General features: G+C 58.7%; 14 protein-coding genes and 1 riboswitch. Of the genes, 6 read left to right on the top strand and 8 right to left on the bottom strand.

The window, feature by feature from the left end; genetic code table 11:
• Nucleotides 1-3: 3 nt before the first annotated feature.
• The 6 genes from CLAC_RS07830 to CLAC_RS07855 all read right to left on the bottom strand — a co-directional run bounded on the left by CLAC_RS07830 (nt 4) and on the right by CLAC_RS07855 (nt 5,453).
• The gene (locus tag CLAC_RS07830) at nt 4-495 is read right to left on the bottom strand and encodes a polyadenylate-specific 3'-exoribonuclease AS (RefSeq protein WP_053412429.1); all 492 of its coding nucleotides are present in this window, start codon (nt 493-495) and stop codon (nt 4-6) included.
• Between the two features lie 39 nt (nt 496-534).
• A complete protein-coding gene (locus CLAC_RS07835; protein WP_053412430.1) occupies nt 535-1,326 on the bottom strand; it encodes a lysophospholipid acyltransferase family protein in 792 nt (263 codons plus the stop codon).
• Between the two features lie 76 nt (nt 1,327-1,402).
• Nucleotides 1,403-2,410, bottom strand: a complete 1,008-nt coding sequence (locus CLAC_RS07840; RefSeq protein WP_053412431.1) for an ROK family protein — start codon at nt 2,408-2,410, stop codon at nt 1,403-1,405.
• Nucleotides 2,411-2,435: 25 nt separating this feature from the next.
• On the bottom strand, nt 2,436-3,575 hold the full coding sequence (locus tag CLAC_RS07845) for a glycosyltransferase family 4 protein (RefSeq protein ID WP_053412432.1): 1,140 nt from the start codon (nt 3,573-3,575) through the stop codon (nt 2,436-2,438).
• A 36-nt stretch (nt 3,576-3,611) separates the two neighbouring features.
• On the bottom strand, nt 3,612-4,682 hold the full coding sequence (locus CLAC_RS07850; RefSeq protein WP_245621839.1) for an NlpC/P60 family protein: 1,071 nt from the start codon (nt 4,680-4,682) through the stop codon (nt 3,612-3,614).
• A gap of 207 nt (nt 4,683-4,889) precedes the next feature.
• The gene (locus CLAC_RS07855) at nt 4,890-5,453 is read right to left on the bottom strand and encodes an NlpC/P60 family protein (RefSeq protein ID WP_053412434.1); all 564 of its coding nucleotides are present in this window, start codon (nt 5,451-5,453) and stop codon (nt 4,890-4,892) included.
• 14 nt (nt 5,454-5,467) lie between these two features.
• A riboswitch (cyclic di-AMP (ydaO/yuaA leader) is annotated at nt 5,468-5,610 on the bottom strand.
• 415 nt (nt 5,611-6,025) lie between these two features.
• On the opposite strand from CLAC_RS07855, the gene CLAC_RS07860 reads away from it, so the two are divergent.
• A complete protein-coding gene (locus CLAC_RS07860; protein ID WP_245621840.1) occupies nt 6,026-7,720 on the top strand; it encodes a DEDD exonuclease domain-containing protein in 1,695 nt (564 codons plus the stop codon).
• Between the two features lie 57 nt (nt 7,721-7,777).
• On the opposite strand, the gene trpD is transcribed toward CLAC_RS07860, so the two are convergent.
• Nucleotides 7,778-8,845: an anthranilate phosphoribosyltransferase gene (gene trpD / locus CLAC_RS07865; protein WP_053413357.1), complete on the bottom strand. Its 1,068-nt coding sequence runs from the start codon at nt 8,843-8,845 to the stop codon at nt 7,778-7,780.
• 601 nt (nt 8,846-9,446) lie between these two features.
• Between trpD and ctaE the strand changes: the two genes are divergently transcribed.
• The 5 genes from ctaE (at nt 9,447) to CLAC_RS13040 (ending at nt 15,881) form a co-directional block, all read left to right on the top strand.
• Nucleotides 9,447-10,061: an aa3-type cytochrome oxidase subunit III gene (gene ctaE, locus CLAC_RS07870; protein WP_156324804.1), complete on the top strand. Its 615-nt coding sequence runs from the start codon at nt 9,447-9,449 to the stop codon at nt 10,059-10,061.
• Nucleotides 10,062-10,137: 76 nt separating this feature from the next.
• Nucleotides 10,138-11,028, top strand: a complete 891-nt coding sequence (gene qcrC / locus CLAC_RS07875) for a cytochrome bc1 complex diheme cytochrome c subunit (protein WP_053412436.1) — start codon at nt 10,138-10,140, stop codon at nt 11,026-11,028.
• Complete coding sequence (gene qcrA / locus CLAC_RS07880) at nt 11,025-12,236, top strand: cytochrome bc1 complex Rieske iron-sulfur subunit (RefSeq protein ID WP_053412437.1); 1,212 nt, start codon at nt 11,025-11,027, stop codon at nt 12,234-12,236. The genes qcrC and qcrA overlap by 4 nt, the downstream gene beginning before the upstream one ends.
• Entirely contained in the window at nt 12,233-13,861 is a 1,629-nt protein-coding gene (qcrB, locus tag CLAC_RS07885; RefSeq protein WP_053412438.1) for a cytochrome bc1 complex cytochrome b subunit, read from the top strand. The genes qcrA and qcrB overlap by 4 nt, the downstream gene beginning before the upstream one ends.
• A gap of 286 nt (nt 13,862-14,147) precedes the next feature.
• A complete protein-coding gene (locus tag CLAC_RS13040; RefSeq protein ID WP_053412439.1) occupies nt 14,148-15,881 on the top strand; it encodes an ABC-F family ATP-binding cassette domain-containing protein in 1,734 nt (577 codons plus the stop codon).
• 157 nt (nt 15,882-16,038) lie between these two features.
• On the opposite strand, the gene ctaF is transcribed toward CLAC_RS13040, so the two are convergent.
• Nucleotides 16,039-16,485 (bottom strand): aa3-type cytochrome oxidase subunit IV, encoded by a 447-nt coding sequence (gene ctaF, locus CLAC_RS07895; RefSeq protein ID WP_053412440.1) that lies wholly within the window; start codon nt 16,483-16,485, stop codon nt 16,039-16,041.
• Nucleotides 16,486-16,505: the final 20 nt, after the last annotated feature.

Consider the following 16,505-nt stretch of genomic DNA (forward strand, 5'->3'; position numbering starts at 1 on the left):
CCGTTAGCCAATAGGCAGAGCCTTCTCAATTCGCTGGAATTTCACCAGGTTATGCTGCGCGTCTGCCAGCGCATCGTGCTTGCCGTCTTTCTGGCGAGGAAGCCTTGGCTTACCTGCCATTTCCCAGTACTGCTTCAACTCGCGGGTGTACCGCGGCATGATTTGCGGTAACTTCGTCATATCTCCCCAAAGCTGGACCAGCGCGATATGGTCATACGCCCCTACCCACGCCCACAGTTCCGGACTGCCGGTACCGGGCACGGTGAGGAAGGAAAAGAGTTCTTCACGAATCTTGTCGCGACTCATCCACAGCGGCGAGGAGGGATTCGGCAGCTGGTTGAGGACATTGGCCCGAACCCATGGCCCCGCCTTGCTCTCATCGAATTCAGTAGAGACCGCGTAAAACTCGCGACCATCCTCTGCGACTACGCCAATCGACACCAAATCAATCGTTGTACCGTCTTCGATAAATTCGGTGTCGTAGAAATAGCGCATGTGAGAGTCCTCTCCAGCCTGGTCAGTCCGGAGACTATCTTAGCGACCCCACTTGAACAGCCTGCGGCCGGTCGGCTTTGGTGTCGGGGCGGCGGTGGTGAGAGCGCCGCCCGGCTCAGTGCCCTCCGGGTACCCCTCGCCCGCCGCCAGCGAATTTTTCACATCCGCCGCATACGCGTTGACGTATTCCTGGCCGGAGAGCTTCTGAATCTCTACAATCAGGTCATCGGTGAGGGCGCGTGCCGCGTCGTAATCGTCTTCGTACTGGTCACGGTACTTCGCGGGATCGATCGGATCGCCGATAACAACGCCGACTCGGGCCGGACGCGGGATCCACGAGCCAATCGGGTTAGCCTTCTCGGTATCAATCATGGCCATCGGATACACGGGCACACCGGTCTCCAGTGCCACACGAGCAGCGCCGGTCTTGCCACGATACAGACGACCGTCCGGGCTGCGGGTCCCCTCGAGAGAAATACCCAGCAGATCACCGCGCCCCAGCACCTTGACGCCGGCATTTAGCGCATCGCGTGCAGCATCGCCGGAAGCCCGGTCAATGGGAACCTGTCCCACTGACGTGAAGAAGAACTTCTGTATTCCGCCCACAAACCCGGGGGTGTTGAAGTACTCGGCCTTGGCCAGGAAGGTCAGCTGACGGTGGCAGACCAGAGGGAAGTAGAAGTGATCCATGACGGCGAGGTGGTTGGACACCATCAACGCCGGGCCATCGGCTGGAATCTTTTCCCCACCGATGTAAAACGGCCGGTTATAGACACGTAGCCACGGCCCGATGAGGATGTATTTAAAGAACTTGTACCAGCGATTATTCACGTAAAGAAACTATACATTGCCGAACTATAACTACAGCGCAGGCCACGAAAATTCCCCCAATCCGGGAGGCTTGCGCCTATGCTCGCGGCGACTGAGCGGCCGCTGTCCGGGCCAAATCAGCAACACCAATCATTCCCGCGTCGGCCCCTAGCTGTGCGATTTTAACCTCCGCGATGGGCCGGTAGCCTGCCCCGGTAATGTGGCGAGAAAACTCGGCCTTCGCAGCGTCTAAGTACAGGCTCGCGGCGCCCGATACACCTCCACCGAGGACTATGAGCTCCGGATCGAAGACATCACCGACCATGGCGAGACCACGACCGAGCCAAAACGCAAAGTCGTCTACAGCAGCCTTCGCAAGCTCATCACCTTGCGACGCGGCCGACATGACGTCCATACCGGTCACGCTGCCGGCCGCCAGCCCGTCGGTAAGCGGAGAAATAAAGCCACCGGACTGGGCGAGTTCGGTCGCGGTGGTCACCAGCGCCGTACCCGAGCAGTAGCGCTCGAGGCATCCGCGCTTCCCGCAGGAGCACTGTCGACCGTCCGGCACAACGGTGAGATGGCCAAACTCCGGCGCAGTGCCAAAGGCCCCGCGATAGATGGAACCGCCGTGCATCATCGCGCCACCGATACCAGTCCCGAGCGCGAACAGGACCCAATTGTCCGCTCCTCGCGCAGCCCCAAAACGGTATTCTCCCCAGGCTGCGGAGTTCGCGTCGTGCTCGAGCTCGAGCGGCCGCGGCAAAAGCAAGGAAAGACGCCTGACTACATTCGCATCACGCCACGGCAAGTGAGGCGCAAAACGGACCGTCTGACGATGTTCGTCGAGGAAACCCGCGACTGCGAGTCCAATCGCGCTGACATCGGGAAAACGCTCCACCAGCCGCTCCGAGGTCTGAACAATCCCCCTCTCAATCGCGTCGACACTTCCATCAGAGCTGGTCTGCACCCTACAGAGCACCTTGCCCTCGGCGCTGACTACCGATGCGCGGAGGTTGGTTCCACCGATATCAAAACCGATTGCCGGTCGGCCTTTCGCGCTGCGGTCATCGCGCGGGGGCTCGTAGGAGTTAACGGTGGGCATAAGTAACCATTATAAGGAATTCGGGCTAGAAACCGAGAATCTTGCGAAATCGCGCGGACATCGCATCCCAGGTCCACTCAGCCTCCACATACTCACGCCCGCGACGCCCCATCGTCACGGCTAAGTCGCGATCGCCAAGGATTGTCAATAGGCCATGCGCCACCGCACGCGCCGAAGTCCCATCAACTACCAAACCGGTCTGCCCATCGAGTACGGTCTCGGGAGCGCCGCCAGACTCACCTGCGACGACCGGAACACCACAAGCCTGCGCTTCGAGGTAGACAATTCCCAGTCCCTCAACATCGAGCCCCGCGCCCCGGGTCCTTGCCGGCATCGCGAACACATCCGCAGCGTTGTAGTACGCCGGCAGATCCTCGTAGGACACCTTGCCGGCAAAAATCACCGAGTCCGCCACCGCGCACTCGCGCGCCAGGTCGGACAGCGCCCCCCGCCGCGGACCATCACCGACAATCAGTAGTTTCGCTTCCGGATTCGAAGCCAAAACTGCAGGCATACTACGAATCAGCATGTCCTGCCCCTTTCGCCGCACAAGGCGGGAAATACACACCACGACCGGTGCGCCCTCAGCAATCGCATGCCGACGTCGAACCATTAGCCCCTGCTCCACCGAGGGAGAAAAACGCTGAGTATCCACGCCCGAAGGTAGCCGCTCGAAAGCGACGCCTGGCCCAAAAGCCGCGGCAAAGCGAGAACGCGTGTAGCGAGAGATATAGGTCACAACGTCGCTGGTTCGACCGATTTGCCGGAGCACCTGGCGCGCGCCAGGAATCATCGACCACCCTACCTCGTGGCCGTGGGTCGTCGAGATTATCCGGCGCGCTCCGGCCCGTCGGCAAGCGGGAGCAAGCAGCCCCAATGGCGCTGCCGCACCGAACCACACTGTGTCGATTTTCTCCCGCCGGATAATTTCCGCGATCTGTCGCGCGGTGTGCGGGAGCGGCAAGAGGACACGGTCCCGGGCCCGGTACACGCGGTACGGCAGAGAAGCATCGTAGGCCTCCTGCTCCCCCGTGCTGGTGCGGGTCGACGCGAATACGACTAGGCGTTCGGGGTCGAGGCAGGAACAAAAATCCCGCAGGTAGGACTCGATGCCACCCAGCCGAGGTGGAAAATCGTTCGTGATCAGAAGCACTCTACCGGCCATAAACGACCCCCAACTCGAACAGAACTGATTACGCCGCTAGTAGCGGACAGCGCCCTGGTAGGGACCGCCCTGGTCAATCGACACTACCTGCACCGGGATACCGTAGTCGGAGGCGTGAATGATCTGACCATTACCGATGTACATACCGACGTGAGTCACGCCCGGGTAGAAGCCGATAATGTCACCCGGCTGGAGCTCATCGCGCGAGACCGGCGTGCCGCCGGCCAACTGAGCCTGAGAGGTGCGCGGGATAGACTTGCCAATCTGCTGGTATGCCCAGACCATCAGCCCCGAGCAATCGAACTCGGACGGCCCCGCAGCTCCCCAGGAGTACGGCGCGCCCAGCTTGGCCATAGCAGCATCGACCGCGGCGGACGAGCCGAGCAAATCCTTCAGCCCTTCCGTGACGGGGTTATTCTTCAGCATCCACGCAGAACGCTGATCAGTGCTCAACCCGTCGACCATGTTGCGGACCTCTTCGGCGCGGGCCTCGAGATCAGAGCTGCGCCGGTCGAGCTCTGTCCGACGTTTTGCCAGGTCATCGATCTGCTTGCGGATATCCTCCTGCAGTCGGAGGGCGTTGCGTTCCTCGGACTGGGCCGCCGCCTTGGAGTCGGCAACCTTAGCGACAGTTTCGTCATTATCCCGGAACATCTTGTTGATATACGAGGTGCGGTCAATCGCGTCCTGCGCACTACCGGAACCAAGAGCAGCGGTAAGCGGATCAATCAGCTCTCCGCGCATGCGCTTCTTAGCGAAGTAGGAAATGTCGTCAGTGAGCCCATCCAGGTCACGCTGAGCTGCGGCTACCTTATCACGCGACGCAGCCAGGGCGCCCTCGGCCTTCTTGAGCTCGCCCTCCTTGCCCTTGACCTCATCATCCAAGGTCTTAACTTCCTCGGAGACCCCCTCGGTTTCGCGGGAGAGCTTTTCTAGCTCAGCTACGATCCCATCCGCGGTAGATAAATCAAACTCCGAAGGTGCGGCATCCTGAGCATCCGCAACAGGGGCGAGGCTAACCGCCCCCAATAGGAGACCAGATACGGTCGCCGCACTGATAACACCACGAGGTGCACAACGCGCCTGAACTCGAATGTTTTTAGCCACTGACTTCCCCATTTTCCCTGAAAGAGAGAATTACAAAACTTTAAAAATAGTATCAGTGCCGGATCTGGTAGACCTAGCTGAATTTCATAAAATCTGTGTTTTTGTTGCCATTAACACAAAAACGCGTACCCCGTTCCCCTCGCCGAGAGGCACGAGATACGCGATGCAGCTTGAATTAAGCCGCTTTAGCTCTTCGAGCGTGCGCTACTAGAAGCGGACGATGTTGTGAACCGGCATGTAGTTCATCGGAGCTTCCTTGACGACGTCACCGGTCTGCGGAGCGTGAATCACGTTGCCATTACCGGAGAAGATGCCGACGTGGGTTGCACCGGAGTAGAAGGAAACGATGTCACCGAGATCCGGAGAGGAAACCGGGGAACCCGAGGAGGCCTGAGCCTGAGAGGTGCGCGGGATGGACTTGCCAACCTGCTGGTAAGCCCAGGAGGTCAGGCCGGAGCAGTCGAAGCCGCCCGGCTGAGAGCCGCCCCACACGTACGGGGTGCCGATCTGGGAACGAGCAGCGTCCACAATCTTCGCACCGGTGGACTGAGCAGCGCTGGTGATGTCGCCGCCACCGAAGTTGGAGAACTGGCCGACGATCTGCTGGACGCCCGGAACCTGCGGAGAATCGAAGCCACCCAGGACACCCTGGATGTCATTCAGTGGATTTGCGGATGCAGCCGGAACTGCGAGGGCGGTGACGCTGGCGACGGTTGCGCCGAAGGCTGCTGCGTTGCGGGCGAAGTTAGAACGACGGTGGTGCTTACCCATGATTTAAAACTCCAAAATCTTCCTGTTTAAGCCGACCGGGTTAGCTGACGGGTTCGGAAGAATGGAAGACTTCCTACCCTCCGGGATTTCCCCTTTGGGATTCACCCCAAGGTTTGAGGTGGGTCCCCGGCTCGATTTCACTCCGCCACTGTTGGTCTCAGTAGTGAAGATCTTCGATTAGGCTCTGTGTTTTCTTATCAATGATCGGCACCACTCGAAGTGGCCCCGTTTCAATGTCTCGATTAGGTTACGAAACAGCATCAACTTTTGTCTACCCGGTTATGCAAATTCGGCCGCTTTATCGAGCCGTTATCACCCTGAACCCCAATCCGTTACCTGCCCGTTATAAAGAGCCGTAACGCACTCTAAAAACTAATAACAGATTGATAAATACCTTTCTGCCTGCGATTTTGTTTAACCCCTCAACAAAGGGGCGGTCACAACATCCAGAGCTGTAAAAATTCTTCACTATCCATATTGTGATTCGCGTCACATACAGCCTTTAGGTTCACCAAATTTCCCTGAAGTCACAATTTTCACACCTCGATAACGGGGAAATTAAGATGTAGTTCGTGGACGACCATCAAGGGAAACTCTTCTTCCCGCATCGCGCTGACACCGACGAAACGTCGGAAAGCGAAGCGAGCATCGCCCCGCCAGACCCGAGCTCGGAAGCGCCGGCTGAGGATAGTTCACTTTTTGACACTACTTTCGTCGTCGTTGACCTCGAAACCACCGGCCTTAAAGCGGGCGAAGACCAAATCCTTGAAATTGGCGCCGCAAAAGTCCGGGGTGGCACGGTCCTGGAGACCTTTTCGGAACTCATCGATCCCGGAGCCCCGATTCCCGACTACATCACTACCCTCACCGGCATCACTGACGCCGACGTCGCAGACGAGCCCCAAATTGGCACCGTCCTCCCTCGCTTCTTCGAATTCGCCCGCAACGCAATCTGGGTGGCTCACAACGCCAAATTCGACCTTGGCTTCCTCCGTCAGGCCTCGGCAGACCTCGACATCGCCTGGCCCTCGCCGCAGGTGGTCGACACCCTCGAGCTATCCCGCCGCCTCATCGAGCGAAGCAAAGTCGGCAGGTATCGCCTCTCCAACCTGGCGAAGTTCGTCGGCTCACCCGTCCGACCCTCCCACCGTGCGCTTGACGACGCCCTCGCCACCGCCGACGTCCTCCACTACCTCATTGAGCGCCTGGCGGGACACCATGTGGAAACCAACGACCAACTCACCCAATTCTCAACGAAGGTCCCCTCCGAGATTCGCGCTAAGAGGTCCCTCGCGGCCCAAGCCCCGCACAGCCCTGGTGTCTATATTTTTCGGTCTTCAAATGGCGACCCCTTATATATTGGAACCGCAGTGGACCTTCGACGTAGGCTGCTGCAATATTTCAACGGCTCCGATTCCCGGCGCAAGATTACAGAGATGCTCCGGCTAGCGGATTCTATCGAGACCATCGAGTGCTGCCACGGTCTCGAGGCAGAGGTGCGAGAGGCAAGACTCATCTCATCGCTTCGACCTCCCTACAACAGACAGCGCACCGAACCTACCCGCGGCTGGTACATCGTTGCCGCGCCGATTTCTTCCGCGCCGGCCAAGATCTCTCGCACTGCTACCCTGCCTACGAAGGTCCGCGGTAAGGGCGCGGCAGAAAACTCGACGACTCTCAGCCTCGGCCCCTTCCGGACCAAAGACACCGCTACCGCGATCCGGGACAGGTTTATCGATCGCAGTGAAGACTTCCGCACGACACTGACCGAAATCCTGGACGGCGGCAAGAGCGAGATCGAGGACATGTTGGAAGAAATCTCAGCACTAGCCGACTCCCACCGATTCCAGCGGGCCGCCGTCCAGCGGGACCGGGCCGCCGATTTCATCTCAACCCTCGATCGCCAGCAACGGCTAGCCACCCTTGCGGCCATTCCGTCACTCCAGATTGCCTACCCCGACGGCGCGGGTGGCTGGCACCTGGCCGAGGTAAAGTACGGGCGCCTAACTGCTGCCGGAACCGCGCCCCGCGGCAGCAATTCCGAATACATTACAAAACCGCTGGAAGCAGCTTCATCCACCGTCGTACCGGATACCTCTATATATAAAGGAGCATCCATAGATGAACTCGCAATTATCTGGAAGTGGATTCTCCGCCCCGAAGTGCGGCTAAAGCCCACCGGAGGCGACCTTTCCAGCCCGATTGACGGGGCGGGAAAATTCATCCAGTGGGCTCGAGATGCCGCGGATGCGCGCCGCTCAAAATAGACGCGGCTAGATTTCAGCGATGAATGCCGGAATTACTTACTCGCAGCGCTCACCTATTTAATTGCTAGTTGCTGCGTTGATAATCTCTGCACACAGACCAGAGTCCAAAGTGCGCTGAACGTCCTCGATCGCAAGGGCCATCGACTCTCGCAAGCTCTTTCCACCGAGACCACGAGATGCAACAAGAGCAGCCGCCGAATTCAGGACGACCGCATCACGGATCGGACCTCTCAATTCACCGGACCAGACCTTCCGGGCAACCTCTGCGTTGTAGGCCGGATCACCTCCGCGGAGAGCATCGTGAGGAGCGTACTCCATACCGTAATCATGAGGATCAATGACATCCTGGTGGACCGAGCCCTCCGATACTACGAATACCCGGGTCGGGCCCGTCACTGTAATCTCATCGAGCCCATCGCTGCCCCGGACGACGAGAACGCTCTGGCCACGACGAGCAAAAGTATTCGCCATAGTCTCCATCAGATCTTCAAAGGCACAGCCAATGAGGCTCGCCTTCGGACGCGCCGGATTAGTCAGGGGCCCCAAAAGGTTGAACAGGGTCGGCACCGCGAGCTCCTTGCGGACCGGACCGGCGAAACGCATCGCCGGATGGTAGCGAGCTGCGAACAAGAAACGCAGGAAGAACTCGGGGTGCTCCGCAGATGAGACCACGCCGTCCTCAATGTCGATTCCCAAGGCCTCGAGCATGTCCGCGCCACCGGACTTCGACGATGCTGCGCGGTTTCCGTGCTTGAGGACCGGAGTACCCGAAGCTGCGATGACCACCATGGACATTGTCGAAATGTTGACGGTATGCGCCCCGTCTCCACCCGTGCCGACAATATCTACCGCACCGCGGGACACGGCGTCGGCAAGCCCATCCGAAGGGACCGGCCGAGCGAAGGAGAGCATGCCGTCTGCGGCGGCGTCGAGCTCTGCCGGGGTGATTCCCTTGGCGAGGAGACCGAATGCGAAAGTCGCGGTGTGAACGTCATCGGATACGCCGGACATGATCTGGTCCATCGCGAAACCGATACCTTCAGCGGAGACCTCTTTGCCGGCGCCGATGGTTGCGAGGACCTCGCGCCACTTCGCGACCACCTTGTCATGGTTCAATCCGCTCATAATCATTCACTTCCTTTCCGCAACCTCGCAGAGCCGCTGGCACGCTCGAGACAACGCAGTCTCACCGACAACGATTGATTCGACAGCCGGTTAGATAATTGCCAACGAGCAGGCAATCGACTCGTATATTTGAAATAGGTATTAAGAAAAACATACAGACCGGCGGTCAGTCGCGCATACATTGGGGATCGTTATGTCCGTCTTGCCCGTCTCCCCCAGCCTCTTCCCCCAAAACGGGTCGCTGACCATCGCGGTGGAAAACAACTCGGGGGAACTAGGTTAAGATATTCGTTACATAACCGGGCAATTGAATATGAGGCACTCCCCGGCAGGCCTTGCCGAGAATGACAAGCAGGAGCGCCGAGCGCAGTTTTTAGACTGCTGTTCCGACATTGATCGAAATTACTGTTGACTGGGGATTGCCCCGTCCCGCGACATAAACTATCCCGGTCGTAAAACACCCCCACAAAGTTCCCACCAGTTGGAAAATTTAGTGAAATTCTCAGAAAACCGAGAACGCGACCTGGGCTTTTAGGAATTTTTATACAAAATCGGGGGTTGCAACGTGACTACAGCTTAAGAACAGTCCATACTGTTATATGTGACGAGCGCAGTTGAAAATCAAGGTATGACAGCACCACGTCGTGCCGCTACACTGAACCGGCCCAATATGGTCAGTGTCGGCACAATCGTGTTCCTGTCTCAGGAATTAATGTTCTTCGCCGGCTTGTTCGCGATGTACTTCGTGTCACGCGCCAACGGCCAGGGCGAATCATGGGATTGGGGAACGGGCCACCTCAACGTCCCTTACGCATGTGTGATTACGGCGATTCTGATTTCGTCTTCGTTCACTGCCCAGTGGGGCGTGTTCGCAGCCGAACGCGGCGACGTTTTTGCACTCCGTAAGTGGTACGCACTGTCGACCGCCCTGGGTGCAGTGTTCCTCGTGGGCCAGGCCTACGAGTACATCACCCTGGTCGGCCACGGCCTCACAATCCAGAACTCGATTTACGGTTCGGTCTTCTTCATCACCACCGGATTCCACGCCGCCCACGTTCTCGCGGGTGTGCTGGCCTTCGTCGTGGTGCTGATTCGTACCGCTAAGTCGAAGTTCACCCCGGCGCAGGCGACCGCTGCCATCGTAGTTTCCTACTACTGGCACTTCGTCGACGTCGTGTGGATTGGCCTGTTCATCACCATCTACTTCATCCAGTAGGCCGTATCGGCCGTCCTAAATTCGGGTACGGCCTACAGCCCATCCACTTTCCACGAACAGTCTCAAAGGGAAAAAGATGGAAAACACTATCTCCGAAACCAAGGGCACTAAGCCCTTGGTGGCGGCCCGTAAGTCGAAGGGTCGCCGTAAGATGCGCCGTACTGCCTCCGGCATTATGGCAATGGCCATCGCCCTGACCGGCGCTGGCTTCCTCGCAAACGCACTGACCCCTGATGCTCAGACGGCTACTGCCCAGCAGGATGAAGCCGCCATGATCCAGCAGGGTAAGGAGCTTTACGATGTCGCTTGTATCACCTGCCACGGTGCAAACCTGCAGGGTGTCAAGGACCGCGGTAAGTCCCTGATTGGTGTCGGCGAAGGCTCCGTGTACTTCCAGGTTCACTCCGGCCGTATGCCGATGCTCCGCAATGAAGCTCAGGCAGCCCGTAAGACTCCGCGTTACTCCGAGGAGCAGATTCTCGCTATCGCAGCCTACGTTCAGTCCAACGGCGGTGGCGCTGGCATCGTCAAGGACGCCGACGGTTCTATCGCAATGGATTCCCTCCGCGGTAAGAACGCTGGCTCTAACGGCGAAATTGATCCCGCTGACGTTGCACGCGGTTCCGAGCTCTTCCGACTGAACTGTGCATCCTGCCACAACTTCACCGGTCGTGGTGGCGCACTGTCCGGCGGTAAGTACGCACCGGTCCTGGACCCTGCAAATGAGCAGGAAATCTACCAGGCTATGCTCACCGGTCCGCAGAACATGCCAAAGTTCTCCGATCGCCAGCTCTCCGCTGACGAGAAGAAGGACATCATCGCCTACATCAAGAATGCCAAGGAAACTCCGACCCAGGGCGGTTGGGGCCTCGGTGGCATCGGCCCGGTTACTGAGGGCATGGCGATGTGGATTGTAGGCATTGTCGCTCTCGTAGCGGCCGCTCTTTGGATTGGATCCCGCCGATGAGTAATCACGACAACAAGAAGTACAGCTCCGAAGAGCTGTCGAAGATGAGCAACGCCGAGCTCGCCCGCCTGGGTGCCGAGCTCGACGATGTGACCATTGCGTACCGCAAGGAACGCTTCCCAATCGCCAACGACCCGGCTGAAAAGCGCGCCGCTGCAGGCGTGACCATCTGGCTGGCTCTTGCCGTTGTTTTGGGCCTGGCATTCGCCGGCATCTACCTCTTCTACCCATGGCACTACAAGGGCCTCGGCGAAGAGGGCCTGTGGCTCTACACTCTCTACACCCCGCTGCTGGGTGTCACCCTGGGTGGCTGCATTGTCAGCCTCGGCGTGGGTGCCGTTAAGTTCACCAAGCGCTTCATCCCGGAGGAGATTTCCGTTCAGCGTCGCCACGACGGTCCGTCTGAGGAAGTTGATCAGAAGACCATCGTCGCTCTCCTGAACGACTCCTGGCAGACCTCGACCCTGGGTCGTCGTTCCGCCATCAAGGGCCTGCTTGGCACCGGTGCAGTGCTCGCTGGCATCGGCATGATCCTGCCGTTCGGCGGCATGATCAAGAACCCGTGGAAGCCGCGCCACGAGGTAGACGTCACTGGTGACGGCACCCTGTGGACCACCGGTTGGACCCTCGTCGAAAAGGGAGAGAAGGTCTACCTGGGTCGCGACACCGGCGCCATCGCCGAGGAGGGCCACCACGGCTACTCCACCAAGGGTGTTTCCCGCCTGGTTCGCATTCGCCCGGAGGATCTCTCCGCCGGCGCAATGGAAACGGTCTTCCCGCTTCCTGAGGGCGACGTCAACGATGGTGACAAGTACTCCAAGGAAGCCGATGTCTACGAGGCACACATGCACTCGATTCACGGTTCCCGCAACTCTGTGATGCTGATTCGTCTGCGCGCTCAAGATGCCGCGAAGGCGACCCTGCGCCAGGGCCAGGAGGACTTCCACTACGGCGATTACTTCGCCTACTCCAAGATCTGCACGCACATCGGTTGCCCGACCTCTCTCTACGAGCAGCAGACCAACCGCATTCTGTGCCCGTGCCACCAGTCGCAGTTCGATGCCCTCCACTACGGCAAGCCGGTCTTCGGTCCGGCCGCTCGCGCCCTGCCGCAGCTGCCGATTTCCGTTGATGAGGAAGGCTTTATGTACGCCAAGGGCAACTTCGTTGAGCCAGTTGGCCCGGCATTCTGGGAGCGTAAGTCATGAGCAATCAAACTAAGCTAGCAACCGCTGCTTCCAATATGGATGCCCGCTACACCATGTCGGGCGGCCTGCGTAAGCAGCTCAACAAGGTGTTCCCGACCCACTGGTCCTTCCTTTTGGGTGAAATCGCACTCTACTCCTTCGTAGTTCTGCTGATTTCGGGTGTATACCTGACCCTGTTCTTCGATCCGTCGATGTCCAAGGTCATCTACGACGGTGCGTACGCACCGCTCAACGGTGTCGAGATGTCTCGCGCCTACGAGACCGCTCTGCAGATCTCCTTCGAGGTCCGCGGTGGTCTGTTTATCCGCCAGGTCCACCACTGGGGTGCGCTTCTGTTCGCCATCTCGATCATGGCGCACATGTTCCGCATCTTCTTCACCGGCGCATTCCGCAAGCCGCGTGAGGCTAACTGGGTCATCGGCTCCATCCTTCTGCTGCTGTCCGTGGCTGAGGGCTTCATGGGCTACTCCCTGCCGGACGACCTGCTCTCCGGCGTTGGTCTGCGAATCATGTCCGCTATCGTGATTGGCCTGCCGATCATCGGTACCTGGATTCACTGGATGATGTTCAACGGCGACTTCCCGGGTGAGATGATCATCCCGCGTCTGTACATCGCACACGTGCTGATTATTCCGGCACTGCTGCTGGGTCTGATTGCGGCTCACCTGGCTCTGGTCTGGTACCAGAAGCACACCCAGTTCGCTGGTCCGGGCCGCACCGAGAACAACGTGGTCGGCGTCCGAATCCTGCCGATCTTCGCTGTGAAGTCCGTGTCCTTCGGCCTGATTACCTTCGGCTTCCTGTTCCTGTTCGCCGGTATCTTCCAGATCAACGCCATTTGGAACCTGGGCCCGTACAACCCAGCGCAGGTTTCCGCTGGTTCCCAGCCGGATATCTACATGCTGTGGACTGACGGTGCTGCCCGTGTTATGCCGCCGTGGGAGCTCTACCTGGGCAACTACACCATCCCGGCAGTCTTCTGGGTCGCTCTTCTCTGTGGCATCCTGGTTGCTCTGCTCTTCGCTTACCCGTTCATCGAGGCGAAGATTACCGGCGATACCGCACACCACAACCTGCTGCAGCGTCCGCGTGACGTTCCGGTCCGCTCCGGACTGGGCGCCATGGCTCTGGTGTTCTACACCCTGCTTACCCTGTCCGGCGGTAACGACCTGATCGCCTACCACTTCCAGATTTCGCTGAATGCGATGACCTGGATTGGTCGTATCGGTCTGATTGTCCTGCCTCCGATTGCCTACTTCATCACCTACCGCATCTGCCTCGGCCTGCAGCGCAGCGACCGCGCGGTTCTGGAACACGGCATCGAAACCGGCGTTATCAACCAGCTGCCGAACGGTTCCTTCATTGAGGTCCACCAGCCGCTGGGCCCGGTCGACGAGCACGGTCACCCGATTCCGCTGGAGTACCAGGGTGCTTACGTCCCGAAGACCATGAACGAACTCGGCGCAGCCGGCCACCCGGGTCGCGGCTCCTTCTTCAAGCCGGACGCACCTGAGATTGCCGCTGAGGCCGCTCGTATCGAACACGAGAACCACGAGCAGCAGGCTCAGATGTTCCGTGACCTCGAGGCCCGCAATGCCGAAGAGCGTCGCCAGCTCGAGCAGTAATTCACCGCGGTAGTTTCTACTGCGCTCAATAAATCGCCCCGATTGGTTCCCGAAAGGGAAATCCAATCGGGGCGATTTTTCGCGTCATGCAGGTGCTCCCCTCCCCTATCGTTCGCCTCCTCGGGAAAGCCGCATCTACTCGCGAACGGTCTCCATGATTATTGTCAGTGAGCTCATCTAACCCCGGACGGTTGCACAAGTTCGATGCCTCTGGGTGCCACCAGCAGCTGTTAGCCCTCGGCGTTGACTTCGACTTTTTCGGATAAACCCGCTGTAAAATGAGGGTATGTCTACGAGCCCCTCTTCCTTCGGCAGCGCCGGTGCACAGGCCTCACCCACGCAGCTTGTCGCAAATAATCTCAATTTTGACTACGAGGGGACCCCCGTACTGCGTAACGTATCACTTTCGTTGTCCAGCGGTGACGTACTTGGGCTGGTCGGTGACAACGGAGCGGGAAAGTCAACCCTGCTGTGGCTTCTCTCTGGCCGTCGCAAACCCACTCACGGTTCTGTAAAACACGTCGGAGTTCGCGTGCTCGGTTCCCAGGAGCTTGAAGCGCCCTATGATTCCACCGTTCAGATGCTCATCGACGAGGCTCTCGGCCCGTCTAAACGCCGCCTGGAAGCCCTTGAGGAGGCCGCTGAGGGGATGGCTGCTGCTGCTTCTGACGAAGAGGCCACGGCCGCGGAACAAGCGTATTCCGAGATCTTCTCCGACGTCATGGCCCACGATGACTGGAACGCTGAGCACAACGCTGAAATTGTCCTAGATCACCTCGGTCTGACGGGTAACGCCCCCGATGGTGCTCCGCTGACCGATCAGCTAACAACAGAGATCTCCGGCGGCCAGCGCGCTCGCCTTGGGCTTGCTCTCACTCTCATCCGCAGCCCCGAGATTTTGCTTCTCGACGAGCCTACTAACCACCTGGATGAGCGCGGCCGCAAACTGGTCATCGACACCATTCACAACCACCCGGGCGTGGTCGTGGTGGCTACCCACGACCGAGACTTTTTAGACGAAGTCTGTACCGTTATCGGCGACCTCGTACCGGGCCGTGAGGGTATCGGCATGTTCCGAGGAAACTACTCGGACTATGACAAACACAAGCGCCACGAACGAGCTCTTTGGGAGCACCAATGGCGCGTCGAGGAGCACGAACGTGCTCGACTCGAGGATGTCGTTGAAAATAGCGCTAGGGAGGTCTCTCCCGGCAGGGAGATGACCGATAACAACAAGATGGCCTACAACCAAAAGGGTGGGCGCGTAGACCGCCAGATTGCGCGGCGCGTGCGCTTCGCCCGTCAGCGCCTGACGGAGTTGTACGAAGATGGTGTGGCGAAGCCGCCGGCCCTTCTCGGCTTCGATGCACCGCTTACTGCCCCGCTGCCCACGAAACGAGCCGCGGCGGGCAGCGACGAGGACTTTCACATCAAACTCCGCGGAGTCGTCGTTCCAGACCGGATTAAAGTCGGGTCTTTGACAATTCGCCCTGGTGACAAGGTTGTCATCACGGGGCCAAACGGGGCTGGAAAATCTACGCTGTTCAAAACCATTTTGGGTCAAGTCTCCACGCAGGCGGGAGAGGTTCGAATTGGGCAAGAAGCCACCATCGCGATGCTCGCGCAGGAACAGGACTGGGAAGACCCCTCGAAAACTCCTCAGGAGCTCTACGACATGTCCCCCAATGCGAAGGTAACGCTGGCGGACCTTGGCCTCCTCAGCGAAGAGGACACGAAGCGTCCTGTAGGCGACCTGTCCGTCGGTCAGCAAAGACGCGTCGCCTTAGCGCTAGTCGTAGCGAATCCTCCCCAGATCTTGCTTCTCGACGAGCCCACTAATCATCTCAGCGTCGACCTCATTGAAGAGGTTCAGGATGCTATCGGTTCCGCAGAGAGCACCGTCATCGTCATCACCCACGACCACCGTATGATTAACCGTCTCGAAGCCAGGCACCTCGTCGTCACAGAGGGCGAAGTTTCCGAGCTACCTAAGGGCCAGAAACCGGTCGAATTCGATTAGGATTTCAGCGCTGAACACTACCCGACCGCCTGGTCAGCGTGTAGTCGACATTCGGCATCGACATACAGCAAAAACCTCTCCCACTTTTGTAAGTGGGAGAGGTTTTTCGGCTATCTAAAATTGTGAACCTTTGAGGGTCTATAGGCCCTGCAGATTCTTAGTGCTTCTCCGGCGGAGTGATGTACTGAGTGTTCAGCTTGGTGCCGGAGACAATCAGGATGACTGCGCCAACAAGCAGGAGCCAGTAAGCCATGAATGCGATTCCGTAGCCCATGAAGAGGATGCCGACGGTCATAACAAACGGCCAAATCGAGCTAGCGGAGAAGAAGCCCAGGGTGCCGGCGCCGTCTACGACCTCAGCCTCTTCGAAGTCCGAAGGGGTGATGTCGGAGCGGACTTCGGTGAAGTGGAAGTAACCGCCAAGCATGAGGGTCATCAGAGCGGCAAGAACAAGGCCGGTTGCACCGGCCCACTCCAGACGGCCCTGGTTTTCGTTGATGATGTTACCGGTGTCCTGGAGGTAACGAGTAGCGAAGATGTAGACAACAGCCATGAACGCCAGGAACACGGTAAGTCCGTAGAAGAGCTTTGCTGCAGACTTCATTTGAGAACTTCCTTAAGTTA

The sequence above is a fragment of the Corynebacterium lactis RW2-5 genome, from assembly GCF_001274895.1.
Lineage (GTDB): Bacteria > Actinomycetota > Actinomycetes > Mycobacteriales > Mycobacteriaceae > Corynebacterium > Corynebacterium lactis.

What these genes read in the sequence shown, in the direction of transcription:
- qcrB (WP_053412438.1), top strand. Translation starts at nt 12,233, where the DNA reads ATGAGCAATCAAACTAAGCTAGCAACCGCTGCTTCCAATATGGATGCC.
- CLAC_RS13040 (WP_053412439.1), top strand. Translation starts at nt 14,148, where the DNA reads ATGTCTACGAGCCCCTCTTCCTTCGGCAGCGCCGGTGCACAGGCCTCA.
- ctaF (WP_053412440.1), bottom strand. Translation starts at nt 16,485, where the DNA reads ATGAAGTCTGCAGCAAAGCTCTTCTACGGACTTACCGTGTTCCTGGCG.
- CLAC_RS07845 (WP_053412432.1), bottom strand. Translation starts at nt 3,575, where the DNA reads ATGGCCGGTAGAGTGCTTCTGATCACGAACGATTTTCCACCTCGGCTG.
- qcrA (WP_053412437.1), top strand. Translation starts at nt 11,025, where the DNA reads ATGAGTAATCACGACAACAAGAAGTACAGCTCCGAAGAGCTGTCGAAG.
- trpD (WP_053413357.1), bottom strand. Translation starts at nt 8,845, where the DNA reads ATGAGCGGATTGAACCATGACAAGGTGGTCGCGAAGTGGCGCGAGGTC.
- qcrC (WP_053412436.1), top strand. Translation starts at nt 10,138, where the DNA reads ATGGAAAACACTATCTCCGAAACCAAGGGCACTAAGCCCTTGGTGGCG.
- CLAC_RS07840 (WP_053412431.1), bottom strand. Translation starts at nt 2,410, where the DNA reads ATGCCCACCGTTAACTCCTACGAGCCCCCGCGCGATGACCGCAGCGCG.
- CLAC_RS07830 (WP_053412429.1), bottom strand. Translation starts at nt 495, where the DNA reads ATGCGCTATTTCTACGACACCGAATTTATCGAAGACGGTACAACGATT.
- CLAC_RS07855 (WP_053412434.1), bottom strand. Translation starts at nt 5,453, where the DNA reads ATGGGTAAGCACCACCGTCGTTCTAACTTCGCCCGCAACGCAGCAGCC.